The sequence below is a fragment of the Leisingera sp. ANG-M6 genome (genome assembly GCF_000813905.1).
In the GTDB taxonomy this organism is placed as follows: Bacteria; Pseudomonadota; Alphaproteobacteria; order Rhodobacterales; family Rhodobacteraceae; genus Leisingera.
This window is the reverse complement of the sequence record NZ_JWLG01000015.1, coordinates 132,289-147,336: the sequence shown is the minus strand read 5'-3', so window position 1 is coordinate 147,336 and position 15,048 is coordinate 132,289. Positions and strand designations below refer to the sequence as shown.

Annotated in this window: 10 protein-coding genes; 8 read left to right on the top strand and 2 right to left on the bottom strand. The window is 61.0% G+C overall.

Annotation, left to right across the window (positions count from 1 at the left end; genetic code table 11):
* Positions 1 to 6 precede the first annotated feature (6 nt).
* From RA24_RS13390 to RA24_RS13370, 5 genes are all read left to right on the top strand, one after another.
* Entirely contained in the window at positions 7 to 1,020 is a 1,014-nt protein-coding gene (locus RA24_RS13390) for a GlxA family transcriptional regulator (RefSeq protein ID WP_152612847.1), read from the top strand.
* Between the two features lie 83 nt (positions 1,021 to 1,103).
* Positions 1,104 to 3,554 (top strand): GcvT family protein, encoded by a 2,451-nt coding sequence (locus RA24_RS13385; RefSeq protein WP_039192129.1) that lies wholly within the window; start codon positions 1,104 to 1,106, stop codon positions 3,552 to 3,554.
* A gap of 259 nt (positions 3,555 to 3,813) precedes the next feature.
* Positions 3,814 to 4,932, top strand: coding sequence for a DNA polymerase III subunit beta (dnaN, locus tag RA24_RS13380; protein WP_019297651.1), 1,119 nt, complete (start codon positions 3,814 to 3,816; stop codon positions 4,930 to 4,932).
* A gap of 63 nt (positions 4,933 to 4,995) precedes the next feature.
* Positions 4,996 to 6,093: a DNA replication/repair protein RecF gene (gene recF, locus RA24_RS13375; RefSeq protein WP_039192126.1), complete on the top strand. Its 1,098-nt coding sequence runs from the start codon at positions 4,996 to 4,998 to the stop codon at positions 6,091 to 6,093.
* A complete protein-coding gene (locus RA24_RS13370) occupies positions 6,090 to 6,710 on the top strand; it encodes a LysE family translocator (RefSeq protein WP_019297653.1) in 621 nt (206 codons plus the stop codon). Before recF ends, RA24_RS13370 begins: the two co-directional genes overlap by 4 nt.
* On the opposite strand, the gene RA24_RS13365 is transcribed toward RA24_RS13370, so the two are convergent.
* A complete protein-coding gene (locus RA24_RS13365) occupies positions 6,707 to 7,300 on the bottom strand; it encodes a TetR/AcrR family transcriptional regulator (protein ID WP_039192124.1) in 594 nt (197 codons plus the stop codon). The two genes, RA24_RS13370 and RA24_RS13365, sit on opposite strands and share 4 nt — an antisense overlap.
* 105 nt (positions 7,301 to 7,405) lie before the next feature.
* Here RA24_RS13365 and RA24_RS13360 point away from each other — a divergent pair, with 105 nt between their 5' ends.
* The 3 genes from RA24_RS13360 to RA24_RS13350 all read left to right on the top strand — a co-directional run bounded on the left by RA24_RS13360 (position 7,406) and on the right by RA24_RS13350 (position 13,863).
* A complete protein-coding gene (locus RA24_RS13360; protein ID WP_039147795.1) occupies positions 7,406 to 7,996 on the top strand; it encodes an NAD(P)H-dependent oxidoreductase in 591 nt (196 codons plus the stop codon).
* 93 nt (positions 7,997 to 8,089) lie between these two features.
* The gene (gene gyrB, locus RA24_RS13355) at positions 8,090 to 10,507 is read left to right on the top strand and encodes a DNA topoisomerase (ATP-hydrolyzing) subunit B (RefSeq protein WP_019297656.1); all 2,418 of its coding nucleotides are present in this window, start codon (positions 8,090 to 8,092) and stop codon (positions 10,505 to 10,507) included.
* A gap of 641 nt (positions 10,508 to 11,148) precedes the next feature.
* Positions 11,149 to 13,863, top strand: coding sequence for an ammonium transporter (locus RA24_RS13350; RefSeq protein ID WP_039192122.1), 2,715 nt, complete (start codon positions 11,149 to 11,151; stop codon positions 13,861 to 13,863).
* 260 nt (positions 13,864 to 14,123) lie between these two features.
* Here the strand turns inward: RA24_RS13350 and RA24_RS13345 are convergent, their stop codons facing one another.
* A complete protein-coding gene (locus RA24_RS13345) occupies positions 14,124 to 14,993 on the bottom strand; it encodes a hypothetical protein (protein WP_029204963.1) in 870 nt (289 codons plus the stop codon).
* Between the last annotated feature and the right edge of the window lie 55 nt (positions 14,994 to 15,048).

The window sequence follows — 15,048 nt, the reverse complement described above, 5'->3', positions numbered from 1 at the left end:
ATCAGCATGGCAGCTCCGGAAAAACTCAAAGCGGCAGAACCGGCCCGGGTCTGGCACATCGACATCATCGTCACCGAAGGCTTCGTACTGATCGAGATGTCGGCGATCCTGGAGGTTCTGCGGATCGCCAACCGCGTGCTGGCCCAGCCGCCGTTCAAATGGACCGTCCGCTCACTGCAGGGCGGCCGGGTGGGCTGCCGGGCGGGCCTAAGCGTGGATACTGAACCCTTCGCGGCCAAGCCGGACGCGGATTTTGCCTTCTTCCTTGGCAACTCCGACCCTGATCATCCGGGCCTCAGCCTGGGACGGGTGATTTCCAGCTACACCTGCCGCGATATCAAGGTCTACCTGCTGGCGGAGGCCGCGGCGCGCTATATCCGTGACCAGGGTGGCGCCGCCGGGCGGCTGACGACCCACTGGGAAAACTCTGCCCTGCTGCGTGAACGCATGGGGCTGAACGATTCCAGCCACGCGCTGGCCAGCGAGGACGGGCTGGTGGTGACCTGCGCTGGCATGGGGTCCACCGTCGATATCATCCTGGCGCTGGTCGGCAGGCTGACCTCTGCTGCGGCGCAGATGACCGTGGGCAACATCATGCTGCACGAACAGGTGCGCGACTTCTCCTCGCTGCAGCCTTTTGCCGGCGCCAAGCCAACCATCACCGGAGACAGTGATCTGGACCATTGTATCCGCATCATGCAGGACAACATCGAGGAACCGGTGCCGATCAGCGACATCGTCGGGGAGCTAGGCATCTCCACCCGCTCGCTGGAGCGCAAGTTCAAGACTTTCCTGGGGACCACTCCCAATGGGTTTTACCGGGAAATGCGGCTTTCCAAGGCCAACAACTTGTTGCTCAATACCACCATGAGCGTCCGCGAGATCGGTCTTGCCTGTGGATTTCCCAATGGGTTCTCCAGTCTTTACAAGAGCTTCTTCGGCATTACTCCCTTTGCTCTGCGCAAGCGCCGCCGACTGGGCGAGGATGGTTCACAAAAAATCCTAAAGGCCGGAGAATAGCTCCGGGAGTCTGACGTTTTTGATGCATTTTGCGCCGCCTGTTCGTGATAATCAGGCGCAAACCCTCATTCAGGAGCGATGACATGAGCGATCTTCCCAACAAGGCCCGCGTGGTGATTATCGGCGGCGGCGTGATCGGCTGTTCGGTGGCCTATCACCTGACCAAGCTCGGCTGGAAGGATGTGGTGCTGCTGGAGCGCAAGCAGCTGACTTCCGGCACCACCTGGCACGCCGCGGGCCTGATCGGACAGCTGCGCGCCTCCTCCAACATGACCAAGCTCGCCCGCTATTCGGCGGAGCTGTACCTGGGGCTTGAGGAAGAAACCGGCGTCGCCACCGGCATGCGCCAGGTCGGCTCGGTGTCCGCGGCGCTGACCAACGAACGGCTTGAAGAACTCTATCGCAACGCCGCAATGGCCCGCGCCTTTGGCGTGCCGGTGGAGGAACTGTCGCCCAAGGAAGTCAAGGAGCGCTACGAGCACATCAATCTGGACGGCGTGACCGGCGGTGTCTGGCTGCCGACCGACGGGCAGGCGGACCCGGCCAACATCGCGCTGGCCTTGGCCAAGGGCGCCCGCCAGCGCGGCGCGCTGGTCAAGGAACGGATCAAGGTCACCGGCATCTCCAAAAACGGCCGCCGCGTCACCGGTGTTGACTGGGCCAGCGATGATGGCCAGTTCCAAGGCCACATCGAAGCCGACATGGTGGTGAACTGTGCCGGCATGTGGGGCCACGAGGTCGGCCGCATGGCAGGCGTCAACGTGCCGCTGCACGCCTGCGAGCATTTCTACATCGTGACCGAAGGCATCGCAGGCCTGTCCCAGATGCCGGTGCTGCGGGTGCCGGATGAATGCGCCTACTACAAGGAAGACGCAGGCAAGATTCTTTTGGGTGCCTTTGAACCCAACGCCAAACCCTGGGCGATGAACGGCATCCCCGACAGCTTCGAGTTCGACCAGCTGCCCGAGGACTTCGACCACTTCGAGCCGATCCTGGAGGCCGCCTGCAACCGGATGCCGATGCTGGCGGAGGCCGGTATCCACACGTTCTTCAACGGCCCGGAATCCTTTACCCCGGACGACGCCTACCACCTCGGCCTGGCGCCGGAGATGGACAACTTCTGGGTTGCCGCAGGCTTCAACTCGATCGGCATCCAGTCCGCAGGCGGCGCCGGCATGGCGCTGGCGCAGTGGATGGAAGACGGCCAGAAGCCGTTTGACCTCGGCGATGTGGACATCTCCCGCATGCACCCGTTCCAGGGTAACAAGCACTATCTGTTCGAGCGTTCAAAAGAGACCCTGGGCCTGCTGTATGCAGACCATTTTCCCTACCGCCAGAAAGCCACTGCCCGCGGCGTGCGCCGCACCCCGTTCCATTATCACCTTAAGGAACAGGGCGCCGTATTCGGCGAAATCGGCGGCTGGGAGCGCGCCAACTGGTTTGCCAACGACGGCCAAGAGCGCGAGTATCAGTACAGCTGGAAGCGCCAGAACTGGTTTGAAAACTCCGCCGCTGAACATCACGCTGTCCGTGAAAACGTCGGCATGTACGACATGTCCTCCTTCGGCAAGATCCGCGTTGAAGGCCCGGATGCCGAAAAGTTCCTGAACTACATCTGCGGTGCCAATGTCTCGGTTCCGGCGGGCAAGATCGTCTACACCCAGTTCCTGAACAGCCGCGGCGGGATTGAGGCGGATGTGACCGTCACCCGCCTGAGCGAGACTGTCTATCTGGTGGTGACTCCCGCGGTGACCCGCCTCGCCGACCAGACCTGGATGATGCGCAACAAGGGCGGTTTCAACGTCGTGCTCACCGATGTGACCGCAGGCGAGGGCGTGCTGGCCGTGATGGGTCCGAACTCCCGTGAACTTCTGCAGAAAGTGTCGCCCAATGATTTCTCCAACGAGGTGAACCCCTTCGGCACCGCGCAAGAGATCGAACTTGGCATGGGGCTCGCCCGTGTGCACCGGGTGACTTATGTGGGTGAGCTTGGCTGGGAAATCTATATCCCGGCAGAGATGTCCGGCCATGCCTTCGAAACCCTCTGGGAGGCGGGCCAGGACATGGGGCTGAAGCTGTGCGGCATGCACATGATGGACAGCTGCCGGATCGAGAAGGGCTTCCGCCACTTCGGCCACGACATCACCTGCGAGGACAATGTGATCGACGCAGGGCTCGGCTTTGCGGTTGCCACCGGCAAGGACGACTTCATCGGCAAGGCCGCGGTGCTGGAGCGCAAGGAGAGCGGCCCCAAGAACCGCATGGTTCAGTTCAAGCTGACCGATCCCGAGCCGCTGCTGTTCCACAACGAACCGATCATCCGCGACGGCAAGTATGTGGGCTATCTCAGCTCCGGCAACTACGGCCACACCTTGGGTGCCGCCATCGGCATGGGCTATGTGCCTTGCGAGGGCGAAAGCGCGGCGGATGTGCTGGGTTCGACCTATGAGATTGACGTCTGCGGCGTGAAGGTGCAGGCGGAAGCCTCGCTCAAGCCGATGTACGATCCGAAATCGGAGCGGGTGAAGGCCTAAGCACCTCTCCAGTGCATTCACCTGCCCGTATCGCGTCCCGGCCTTGTGCCGGGGCGTTTTTCGTTGCTGTCCCCGCGGGGACAGTGGCGGGTTCTGCTGCAACGTTTCCCCCGGTTTCACGGCCTAGCCGTTCAGCCCCTCTTGACCCCGCCTGAAATCCCTTGGAGAAATCCATAAAAAGCCTTGTGCGGCAGGGGTAAACAGGTAGGTTGCTTGTCCCGGCATTTGACACGGGCGCCTGACGAAGAGGATTTGGGACATGAAGATCAGCATCGAACGCGGCACGCTTCTCAAGGCCGTGGCCCAGGCGCAGTCTGTGGTCGAGCGCCGCAACACCATTCCGATCCTGGCGAATGTGCTGATCGAAGCCGAAGGCGACAGCGTCCAGTTCCGCGCCACCGACTTGGATATCGAGGTGGTCGACAAGGCCCCCGCGCAGGTGGAACGCGCCGGCGCGACCACCGTCGCTGCCACCACCCTGCACGAGATTGTCCGCAAGCTGCCTGATGGTGCGCTGGTCACCCTGACCGCCGATGCCGCAACCGGCCGTCTGGCGGTCGAGGCCGGGCGCTCCAATTTCTCTCTGGCGACACTGCCGCGCGAGGATTTCCCGGTGATGGCCTCGTCGGAATACCATTCGAACTTTGCCGCCAAGGCCGCGGTGCTGCGCCGCCTGTTCGACAAGTCGAAATTCGCGATCTCCACCGAGGAGACCCGGTATTACCTGAACGGTGTCTACCTGCATGTTTCGTCGGGGGATGGCGGCAAGGTTCTGCGCGCCGTGGCCACCGACGGCCACCGCTTGGCCCGCATCGACGCGGAACTGCCGCTGGGCGCCGAGGACATGCCCGGCGTGATCGTGCCGCGCAAAACCGTGGGCGAGCTGCGCAAGCTGCTGGATGATGACGACATGGATATCGCGGTCTCGGTTTCTGAAACCAAGGTGCGCTTTGCCACCCCGAACATCACCCTGACCTCCAAGGTGATCGACGGGACCTTTCCCGACTACACCCGCGTGATCCCGGCCGGAAACACCCGCCGCCTGGAAGTGGACGCGGCCGAGTTCGCACAGGCCGTTGACCGGGTTGCCACTGTTTCTTCTGAACGCTCCCGCGCGGTGAAGCTGCAGTTGGAAGAGGATCGGCTGATCCTGTCGGTGAACGCGCCCGACAGCGGTGCGGCGGAGGAAGAGCTGGCCGTCGCCTACAACGACGAGCGCCTGGAAATCGGCTTTAACGCAAAGTACCTGCTGGAAATCGCCAACCAGGTGGACCGCGAAAACGCCGTGTTCATGTTCAACTCCTCCGGCGATCCGACCCTGATGCGCGAAGGCAACGACGAAAGCGCCGTTTACGTCGTGATGCCGATGCGGGTTTGATCGCCTGACGGCGATGCCTGCAGCGCGAGTAATTTTGCAAAGAAGAAAAAGGGCGCGCGCTTCATGCTGGCTCTGACCGCATTGACCCTTTCCCATTTCCGCTCGCATTTGCGGGCGGATTTGCGTTTGGACGGGCGTCCGGTGGCCATTCACGGCAACAACGGCGCGGGCAAGACCAACATCCTGGAAGCAGTGTCTCTGTTTTCCCCGGGCCGCGGCCTGCGCCGGGCCAGTGCCGCCGATATGGCGCGCCAGCCAGAGGCTTTGGGTTGGAAGCTGAGAGGCGAGCTGCAGGCGCCGTCGCAGGCTTACGAGGTGGAAACCTGGTCCGAGGGAGGCAATGCCCGGCAGGTGAAGATCGACAACAAGTCCGCCAGCCAACTGGCGCTGGGGCAAGTGGCGCGCGTGGTGTGGCTGATTCCGGCAATGGACCGGCTGTGGATTGAGGCTGCAGAGGGGCGGCGGCGGTTTCTGGACCGGATCGCGCTGAGTTTCGAGCCGGGTCATGCTGAGGCCTCGCTGGCGTATGAGAAGGCAATGCGCGAGCGCAACCGGCTGCTGAAGGAACAGATCCGCGATGCAGCCTGGTACCGGGTGCTGGAGGATCGCATGGCTGCCGCCGGGCACCGGATTCATGCGGCCCGGGTGCAGGCGGTGGAGCTGCTGCAGCAGGCACAGGCCGAGGCGGAGACCGCCTTTCCGGCTGCGGAGCTGGAACTGTTGCAGTCGGAGGGCAGCATGCCGTTCTCGGAGGCTGATTTCAAAGAGGCGCTGGAGGAAAGCCGGTTCCGCGATCTGGCCGCAGGCCGTACCTTGGTAGGGCCGCACCGCACCGATCTGATTGGCACTTACCGCGCCAAGGGCATCCCGGCCAAGGACTGCTCCACCGGAGAGCAGAAGGCGTTGCTGGTGTCGCTGATTCTGGCCAATGCGCGGGCGCTGGCCGAGCGCGAGGGCGCGCCGCCGATTCTGTTGCTGGATGAGGTTGCGGCGCATCTGGATGCGGGCCGCCGCGCTGCGCTGTATGATGAGATCTGCGCGCTTGGCACCCAGGCCTGGATGACAGGCACCGGCCCAGAGCTGTTTACGGAGCTGGGCGGCCGGGCGCAGGTGCTGGAAGTGTCGGAAAACGAGGGCGTATCGGAGGTTTCCCAGAAATGACCGTTACGCCCTGGGACCTGGCGCTTTATGCCGGGGCCTTGCTGATCCTGTTCCTGACCCCCGGCCCGGTGTGGCTGGCCCTGATGGCGCGCTCGGTTTCCGGCGGGTTCCCAGCGGCCTGGCCGCTGGCGGTTGGCGTCGCCTGCGGCGACATCTTCTGGCCGCTGATTGCAGTTGCGGGCATGTCCTGGGTGGTTTCGGAGATCGAGGGCATCATGACCGTGCTGCGCTGGGTGGCCTGCGCGATGTTCCTGGGCATGGGGTATCTGCTGATCCGCCATGCCGGCGACGCGGTGGAGGAAAACCGCGCCCTGACCCGTCCCGGCATTTGGGCCGGTTTCATGGCCGGTATCGCGGTGATCCTCGGCAACCCCAAGGCGATCTTGTTCTACATGGGCGTGCTGCCCGGGTTCTTTGACCTGTCGGGCATCTCCGGGAGCGACATCGCTGCAATTGTGACCCTGTCCTTCCTGGTTCCGCTTTTGGGCAACCTGGCGCTGGCGGGGATGGTGCACCGCGTGCGCCGGGCGGTAACCTCCACCCGGATCCGGCGGCGGATCAATCTGGTGTCCGGCGGGCTGCTGATCTGTGTCGGGCTGGTGATTCCCTTCACCTAAGTGGCGGGCTGCAGCCAGGCTTGCAGGTATGGCGCCAGTGCTCTGGCAGGCGGCGTTTCATCATCGTGTTCCATGCAAAACCACACGCCCAGGACGTGGTTCAGGAAGGCCTGAATGCCTTCTGCCAGCAGTTCCGGCTGCTGATCCTGGCGAATTTGGCCTGCCGTCTGCAGAACCTGCAGCCAGCGCGTCAGCAGCGTGACCTGCCGGATGAAACCGGCGGTGACCACCTCATCCGGTTCCGCCGCTGTGGTGCCGGAGTAGCGCAGCAACAGATCGAAGATCACACGGTCCTGGCCGACGTAGTCCAGGTGCGGCGCCAGTCGGGCGGTCAGTTCATCCGCATCCTGGGGGAGGGGCCCTGCCTCCATCTCGTCCAGCAGGCGCATGACCTCATCCCCGATCAGCACGGCCAGCAGCCCGTCCTTGTCCTTGAAATGCGAAAACAGGGTGCCCTTTGCCACACCGGCGCGGGCGACCACATCCTCGACCCGCAATCCGCTGTAGCCCTGCTCCTGCACGATGGCCTCTGCCACCTCCAGCAGTTTCGCCCGGGTTTCCAGCCGCCGTTTCTGCGGTGCACGTGTCATTTTCAGCCTCACGAGTATTTTTGACCACGGTCATTTTTGTAATTGACCGTGGTCATTTTTGATTCAATAAAGTGACCATGGTCAACTTATCCAATGGAGAGTGAAATGTCTGCCCGGAAAATCCTGATTCTGAACGGCCACCCGGCTGCCAATACCTTTACCGGGGCGCTGTGCGGCAGCTATGCGTCTGCCGCTGGCGGCGCCGGTCATGACGTGCGCATGCACAATCTGTCGCAGCTGGAGTTCGATGCGGATTTCGGGCAGGCCGGGTTCTCCGGTGCAAAGAAGCTGGAGCCCCAAATTGAGGCGGTGCTTTCGGATTTCGAATGGGCGGGCCATGTGGTCATTGCCTTTCCCCTGTGGTGGGGCGGCATGCCGGGTAAATTGAAGGGGCTGTTCGACCGGATCCTGCTGCCCGGCCGCACCTTTGATCCCCGCATTGTCACCGATGGCCTGCCCAAGCCGCTGTTGACGGGAAAGTCAGGACGGGTCCTGATTGCGTCAGACACGCCGCCCGATTTGATGGCGCAATACTACGACAATGCCGCGCATGTTCAGGTGGAACGCCAGATCCTGAATTTTGTCGGAATTGACCCGGTTGAGACCTGCCATTTCGGCGCTTTGCAGGGGTCAAGCAGCGAGGAGCGCAAAGCCTGGCTACGCACAGCGGCGGAACTCGGGGCGCTGGGTGCGTAATCGCCTGACGGGCCCATGAAAAAAGGGGGCTTGCTCGTGACATTCCTCCCCGGGTTTCGTATAAAATCCCGAAGCTAAAACAGGAAGATGTGAATGTCCGGAAACGAGCAGGCCCCCGCAGAATATGGCGCGGATTCCATCAAGGTTCTCAAAGGGTTGGAGGCGGTTCGCAAGCGCCCTGGCATGTATATCGGGGACACGGATGACGGCTCGGGCCTGCACCATATGGTGTACGAGGTCGTGGACAACGGCATCGACGAGGCGCTGGCAGGCCACGCTGACCATGTAACCGTGAAAATTCATGCGGATTCCAGCGTCTCCGTCAGCGACAACGGCCGCGGCATTCCGGTGGATATTCATGCCGAGGAAGGCGTTTCGGCAGCCGAGGTCATCATGACCCAGCTACACGCTGGTGGTAAATTTGACAGCAACTCCTATAAGGTCTCGGGCGGCCTGCACGGCGTGGGCGTGTCGGTGGTGAACGCGCTGTCTGACTGGTTGGAGCTGCGCATCTGGCGCAACGGCAAGGAGCACGTGGCGCGGTTTGAACGCGGCGATACCGTTAAGCATCTGGAAGTGGTCGGCGATTGTGGTGACCAGACCGGCACCGAAGTCCGGTTCATGGCGTCGACCGATACATTCTCGAACCTGGAATACTCTTTTGAGACGCTGGAAAAGCGCCTGCGCGAGCTGGCCTTTCTGAACTCCGGTGTGCGAATCATTCTGGAGGATGAGCGCCCGGCAGAGAAGCTCTCGGCGGAGCTGTTCTACGAGGGCGGCGTCAAGGAATTCGTCAAATACCTTGACCGGCACAAGACCCCGGTGATGGACGCTCCGGTCTACATCGTGGGGGAGAAGGACGACATCGGCGTCGAGATTGCCATGTGGTGGAATGACAGCTACCACGAGACGGTGCTTCCCTTCACCAATAATATTCCGCAGCGCGACGGAGGCACTCATGTCGCGGGCTTCCGCGGTGCGCTGACCCGGACCATCAACAACTACGCGCAGACGTCGGGCATCGCCAAGAAAGAGAAGGTCTCTTTCACCGGCGACGATGCTCGCGAAGGGCTGACCTGTGTTCTGTCGGTCAAGGTGCCGGACCCGAAATTCTCCAGCCAGACCAAAGACAAGCTGGTGTCCTCCGAGGTGCGCCCGGTGGTCGAAAGCCTGATGGGTGAAAAGCTGGCCGAATGGTTCGAGGAAAACCCGAACGAGGCCAAGCAGATCGTCGGCAAGATTGTCGAGGCCGCTCTGGCCCGCGAAGCTGCCCGCAAAGCGCGCGAGCTGACCCGCCGCAAGACCGCGATGGACGTGAACTACCTAGCCGGTAAGCTCAAGGACTGCTCCGAGAAAGACCCTTCCAAGACTGAAGTCTTCCTGGTCGAGGGTGACTCGGCCGGCGGCTCCGCCCAAACCGGGCGGGACCGGATGACCCAAGCCATCCTGCCCCTGCGCGGCAAGATCCTGAACGTGGAGCGTGCGCGGTTTGACCGGATGCTGTCCTCTCAGGAAATCGGCAATCTGGTGATGGCGCTTGGTACTGGCATCGGCCGTGATGAATTCAACATCGAGAAGCTGCGCTACCACAAGATCGTCATCATGACCGACGCCGACGTCGACGGCGCCCACATCCGTACCCTGCTGCTCACCTTCTTCTACCGCCAGATGCCGGAACTGATCGAGGGCGGTTACCTCTACATTGCCCAGCCGCCGCTTTATAAGGTCGCGCGCGGCAAGTCAGAGGTCTACCTCAAGGATCAGGCGGCGCTGGACGATTACCTGATCAACCAGGGCGTTGACGGCGCGGTTCTCAAGCTGGGTGACGGGTCTGAAATGGCCGGTGCCGACCTCACTCGCGTAGTGGACGAGGCGCGGCAGCTCAAACGCGTGCTGGATGCTTTCCCGACCCATTACCCGCGCCACATCCTGGAGCAGGCTGCCGTGGCCGGCGCCTTTGTACCCGGTGCCGTGGATTCCGACCTGCAGGGCGTGGCCGACAAAGTTGCCCAACGGCTGGACCTGATCGCATTGGAATATGAACGCGGCTGGCAGGGCCGGATCACCCAGGACCACGGCATCCGCCTGGCCCGCATCCTGCGCGGAGTCGAGGAAGTACGTACCCTGGATGGTCCGATGCTGCGCTCGGGTGAAGCCCGCAAGACCGGCAGTTTCACCAAAAGCCTGCAGGAAGTTTACGGCACCACCGCCCAACTGGTCCGCCGCGACCGCAGCCAGATGATCCATGGCCCGCTGGGCCTCTTGCAGGCGATTCTGGAAGAGGGCGAAAAGGGCCTTACTCTGCAGCGCTACAAGGGGTTGGGCGAAATGAACCCCGATCAGCTTTGGGAAACTACACTTGATCCGGATGCCCGCACGCTGCTGCAGGTCCGTATTGATGATATGGTCGAAGCGGACGATTTGTTTACCAAGCTAATGGGCGATGTGGTGGAACCGCGCCGAGAGTTTATTCAGAAGAACGCCCTTAGCGTGGAAAATCTGGATTTCTGAGGCCGTGTAGGATCGCCCAAAAGCGTGTTTTTGACCCATACTATTGCGCAAATTGTCCATAGTTTTGGGTCTCGCATACGGTAAAGGGAAGGCAGTTTCTGGATGCACTGGGGTCTTCTTTTTTGAAATGATTTCGGGGTTTCAAGTGCTGCTACCCTTTTCGCGATTGCCATCTTGGCGGGTAAATTCACGATTCGCGTGGTGAACTTTTGGCCGCCGGTGCCCTGTCGGCAAGCTCTTGGCGTAGTGCGGACAAAATAGGCTTGTAGGGAGCCCTGCGCGGTCGGCATAGGTGTCTCCTCTGCGTATTTCTATTTGTTTCCATAAGTTCCTTGTGATTGCCGGCTGGTAGCCCGCCTTTCGCATGTACAGCAGCGCTTTGCCGGTGCAAAGGCGGGCGTTAGTTGCGTGGCTGCCCACGGCCGTCCGGGAGTTGGGTGGAGCTGCCATTTGCCGCAACTTAAGCGGCGCCAGGTGCCGGATTTGTGCGGGAAGCGCCTGGGTGGAATTCCGGCAAGTAAAAATGAACACAGAAGTCCAGGGCCGGCCTGAGCTGTGCTAAATCATGGAAACCAATTTTTGACGTCTGATATTTAATATACGCCTTTAGCGAGTGTTATTTTTAATCTTGGGGTTGTTTAATGTCTGAGGCCGACGCTGTCTGGATACTGTTTTCCGCGCTTCTTGTGCTTGTGCTGCAATCTGGGTTTCTATGCTTGGAATCTGGCACGGTACGGGCAAAGAATGCGGCAAATGTCGCACTCAAGAACTTGTCAGATGTCTGCGTGGTCAGCACTGCATTCTGGCTGACCGGATTCGGTCTGATGTTTGGCCCCAGCTTGGGCGGCCTGTTCGGGACCGGCGGCTTCTGGCCACAGCTCGACAACTCCGCAGGCCATTCAGCCGCAATTTTCCTGTTTCAGATGGCTTTTGCTTCCACAGCTGCAACGATTGTGTCCGGTGCCGTGGCCGAGCGGGAGAGGTTTCTGGGCTACTTAGTGATGTCCGTGATGCTCGGGGCCTTTATTTATCCTGTTGCCGGGCATTGGGTCTGGAATGAGGCCGGATGGTTGCGGCAGGCTGGCTTCATCGACTTTGCCGGCGCGACAGTGGTGCATAGTGTCGGAGGCTGGACAGCGCTGGTGGCAGTCGTTCTCTTGGGGCCGCGGCTGGGCCGCTATGGGCCGAAGAAGCGGTTTTTCGAAGAGAACTCCATCTCCCTCGTGACCCTTGGCGGGTTGTTGCTGTGGGTCGGATGGGGCGCGTTCAACGGCGGCTCAGCTTTGGCTTTCAGCACAAATGTGGGTCCGGTGATCGCCCGCACTATGCTGTCGGCAGCGGGAGCGGGAATTGCCAGCATAATCATAGGACTAGGGCTGTTCCGTTGCGTCCGGGCTGAAATCCTGGTCAACGGTTTTCTCGGCGGGCTGGTGGCAGGAACCGCGGGTATCCATCTTGTGACAGGGCCGATGGCCTTCCTGATAGGGGTCGTCGGTTCGGTGACAGTGATCGTCGCACGGGACATTCTGGATGCACTGAAAATTGATGATGTGGTGGGCGCGGTACCGGTACATCTGGCAGCCGGGCTGGTCGGCACGCTCGCGGTGGCATTCACGGTCCCGCTGGAGCTGCTCCCTGCCGGGAGCAGGCTGGGCCAGCTCGGAATTCAGGCCTTGGGGGCTGCTGCTGTAGCAGCCTGGGTCATCTCGTGCACGGTTCCGCTTGCTACAATTCTCAAAGCTGCTGGACTGCTGCGAGCGCGTCCCAGAGACGAGGTGCGGGGGTTGAACTTGGCTGAAAACAACCAGCGAAATGCGCTGCTGGAAATGCTGGAGGAGATGAAGCGGCATCAGAGGTCCGGGTCTTTCAGCAGCCGAGTGCGTGTCGAACGGTCCACTGATCTGGGAGTGCTGGCGTTCCGTTACAACCGTGTGCTGGACCGGGTCGAAGATGAAATCAGCCTGCGTGTGGACTCGATCCGCAAAGAACGGATGAGCCGGGTGCTGGCGGAAGAGGCCTTTGAGGCGATGCGGGAGGCGCAGGAGGAAAGCGCCTGGTCGGCCCGGCATGACAAGCTCACTGGGCTGGGAAACCGCAAGCACCTGGAGGAAATTGCGTCCGCTCCGGCGGCGGATCAGCAGGCGGGCACACTGGTTGTCGCGCTGGACCTGGACCGGTTCAAAGAGATCAATGACACTTACGGGCATGAGGCCGGTGATCTGGTTCTGGAACACGCGGCGCAGCGGATTTCCGGTAAGATCCACGCCGGGCGCGACTTTGCTTTCCGTATCGGAGGGGATGAATTTGCAGTGCTGATGGAGTTTGCCGGCAGCGAGGCGGAGGCATTTGAATTCTGCTCGGATCTTCTGTTCGAGCTGCTTCAGCCGGTAAGATACAAGGATGCCGATCTCCAGGTCGGGGCGTCCATTGGTTTTGCTCTTAGCGAACCGCATGAAACCCTGCTGTCCGCGCTGCGGCGGGCTGATTTGGCGCTGTATGCCTCGAAGGCCGACGGGCGATCCTGCGTGAACGCATACTCCGCCTCTATCGGGTCTGCACATGATGAGAAGATGGACCTCATCCGGGACTTTAAACAGGCGTTCGTCAATAACGAGATTGAAGTTACTTTTCAGCCGCAGATCGACGGGAAAACAGGGGTGCTAGCAGGGTGCGAGGCCCTGGCGCGCTGGAACCACCCCCGCCGCGGCATTGTCGGCCCTGACGTCTTTGTGCCGATCGCCAGGGAGGTGAACATGCTGGCGGACTTGGACCGGCGGGTGCTGGATATCGCCTTGGCCGCCTACTGGGAGTTTGAGCAACAGGGGGTTGCAATGCCCAGTATCTCAGTGAATGTCTCTGCAGAGCGGCTTGGCCACCCCGGTCTGATCGAGGAGCTGCGGCAGCGCACGGACATCCCGGCAAGCGGCCTCGCCTTCGAGCTTCTCGAGACGGTTTTTCTTGATCATGTTAATGACGATTATGGCAAGCAGATTGACGCTCTTAAGGCGATGGGTATCGGCATTGAGATTGATGATTTCGGAACAGGACATGCCAGCATCGCAGGGGTGCTGGCGCTTAAGCCCGACAGGTTGAAAATCGACCGCATGTTCACGACAGGCATTGATTGCAAGCCGGCCCGCCGCGACTTGATGCGCGGACTGATCGAGATGGCCGCCAGCGCCGGAGCAGCAGCGGTTGTGGAGGGGGTGGAAACCGCCGGCGAGGCAGAGGTTCTTTCTGAAATCGGCGCTGACATCCTGCAAGGTTATGCCTTTGGACGCCCAATGGACCGCAAGCGCTTCCTGGCATGGGCCCGTGATTGGCAAGCGGAGCGAAAGCCGCTGCAAGCAGGTTAGCCTGGTGGCAGGCGCGCGGCGTGCCTGCTCATCAATTGTTGCATTCTGCCTTCGCTCAGCTGCCGTCTGAGGAAGCATCCTCACAGCTGCAAGTTGCTATGCAGAGCGTCACTTGGCGTGCTCCTGCGGATCCAAACCACCTGCCAAATTCATCAGCAATAGCCGAAGTTTGGCCGCTGGACCGTGCGGTACCAGGCGAAACTCTCTGTGATTGGCTTCTTCATAATGCAGGGTACGAAACCTCCGGCTTTCCGGCCCATTCAGAACCACTGACCTGGTTCCATCAGTCCTAGGTCAAGTAATTGGCGCGAGTGCCATTCAAATGGTGCCGAGTTATGCCAGCGGAAAGATTCGATATCAAAAGTGGAGCCAGGGTTGCGCTTGAGAGCCTTTGCAGTGCGGAAGGAGCAGACCGCGGCGGTCAGATTATGGTGCCAGGGGCAAGCGTATGTATTGTATTCCTGATTGTCGAAGGTGTGATCCGGCTGCAGATGCAGGCCAGGCTTAGCGCGGAACAGTGAAATCCGGTCGATCTTGCGGCTGGCGGCTGGAATGTGCTCTTCAAAGCGCCATCGCACACCGCCAAAGAAATCCAGTTGCCGTTCACGCGGATGACCCGTTTCCGGATCCTTGCGTGACTGTGCGTAATAGCCTGACTTGTCGAGATAGGCCTTCTCCAGCGATACCGCTGTGGGGCTCTCAGTCAGATCGCCGGCATAAAGGTCTATGACATAGGTGAGCATCGCATCGCGGCGTTCCTCGGTGTGGAATGTCAGCATCTCGCCGATGCCTCGGGATTCGCAGAATGGATAGAAGAGGTATTCCGCATTGTAGCAGTAGTACAGCCAGCAGCCCGGCTGCGCGCTGGCAATGACAGCATTGACGGCGCTGGTCACCGCCCCCTCAGGTCCGCAATCAAAGGGGACCCGGTGGACTCTTGCACGCACATCCTGCGGCAGGTCAAAGGCATCCGGCATCAGTGCTACGACCGCCTTGAAGCCGCTTTGCAAATGGTGCCGCAGGGTGGTGGCGATTTCCACCTCATCTTCGATGAAAACCAGTGCAACCGGCCCCTTGGCCAGCAGCGGCTTGCCCTCTTTCAGGAAATCCTGCAGCGAAGAATACATCATGCCGGTCTGCCCTGCCTTTCTGGCCTTTGCTGCTAAAATCGGGTAAATCCCGCTG

Excerpts from the sequence above, each read along its gene's own strand:
- gyrB (WP_019297656.1), top strand. The coding sequence starts at position 8,090 with ATGTCCGGAAACGAGCAGGCCCCCGCAGAATATGGCGCGGATTCCATC.
- RA24_RS13350 (WP_039192122.1), top strand. The coding sequence starts at position 11,149 with ATGTCTGAGGCCGACGCTGTCTGGATACTGTTTTCCGCGCTTCTTGTG.
- dnaN (WP_019297651.1), top strand. The coding sequence starts at position 3,814 with ATGAAGATCAGCATCGAACGCGGCACGCTTCTCAAGGCCGTGGCCCAG.
- RA24_RS13370 (WP_019297653.1), top strand. The coding sequence starts at position 6,090 with ATGACCGTTACGCCCTGGGACCTGGCGCTTTATGCCGGGGCCTTGCTG.
- RA24_RS13360 (WP_039147795.1), top strand. The coding sequence starts at position 7,406 with ATGTCTGCCCGGAAAATCCTGATTCTGAACGGCCACCCGGCTGCCAAT.
- RA24_RS13390 (WP_152612847.1), top strand. The coding sequence starts at position 7 with ATGGCAGCTCCGGAAAAACTCAAAGCGGCAGAACCGGCCCGGGTCTGG.
- RA24_RS13365 (WP_039192124.1), bottom strand. The coding sequence starts at position 7,300 with ATGACACGTGCACCGCAGAAACGGCGGCTGGAAACCCGGGCGAAACTG.
- RA24_RS13345 (WP_029204963.1), bottom strand. The coding sequence starts at position 14,993 with ATGATGTATTCTTCGCTGCAGGATTTCCTGAAAGAGGGCAAGCCGCTG.
- RA24_RS13385 (WP_039192129.1), top strand. The coding sequence starts at position 1,104 with ATGAGCGATCTTCCCAACAAGGCCCGCGTGGTGATTATCGGCGGCGGC.
- recF (WP_039192126.1), top strand. The coding sequence starts at position 4,996 with ATGCTGGCTCTGACCGCATTGACCCTTTCCCATTTCCGCTCGCATTTG.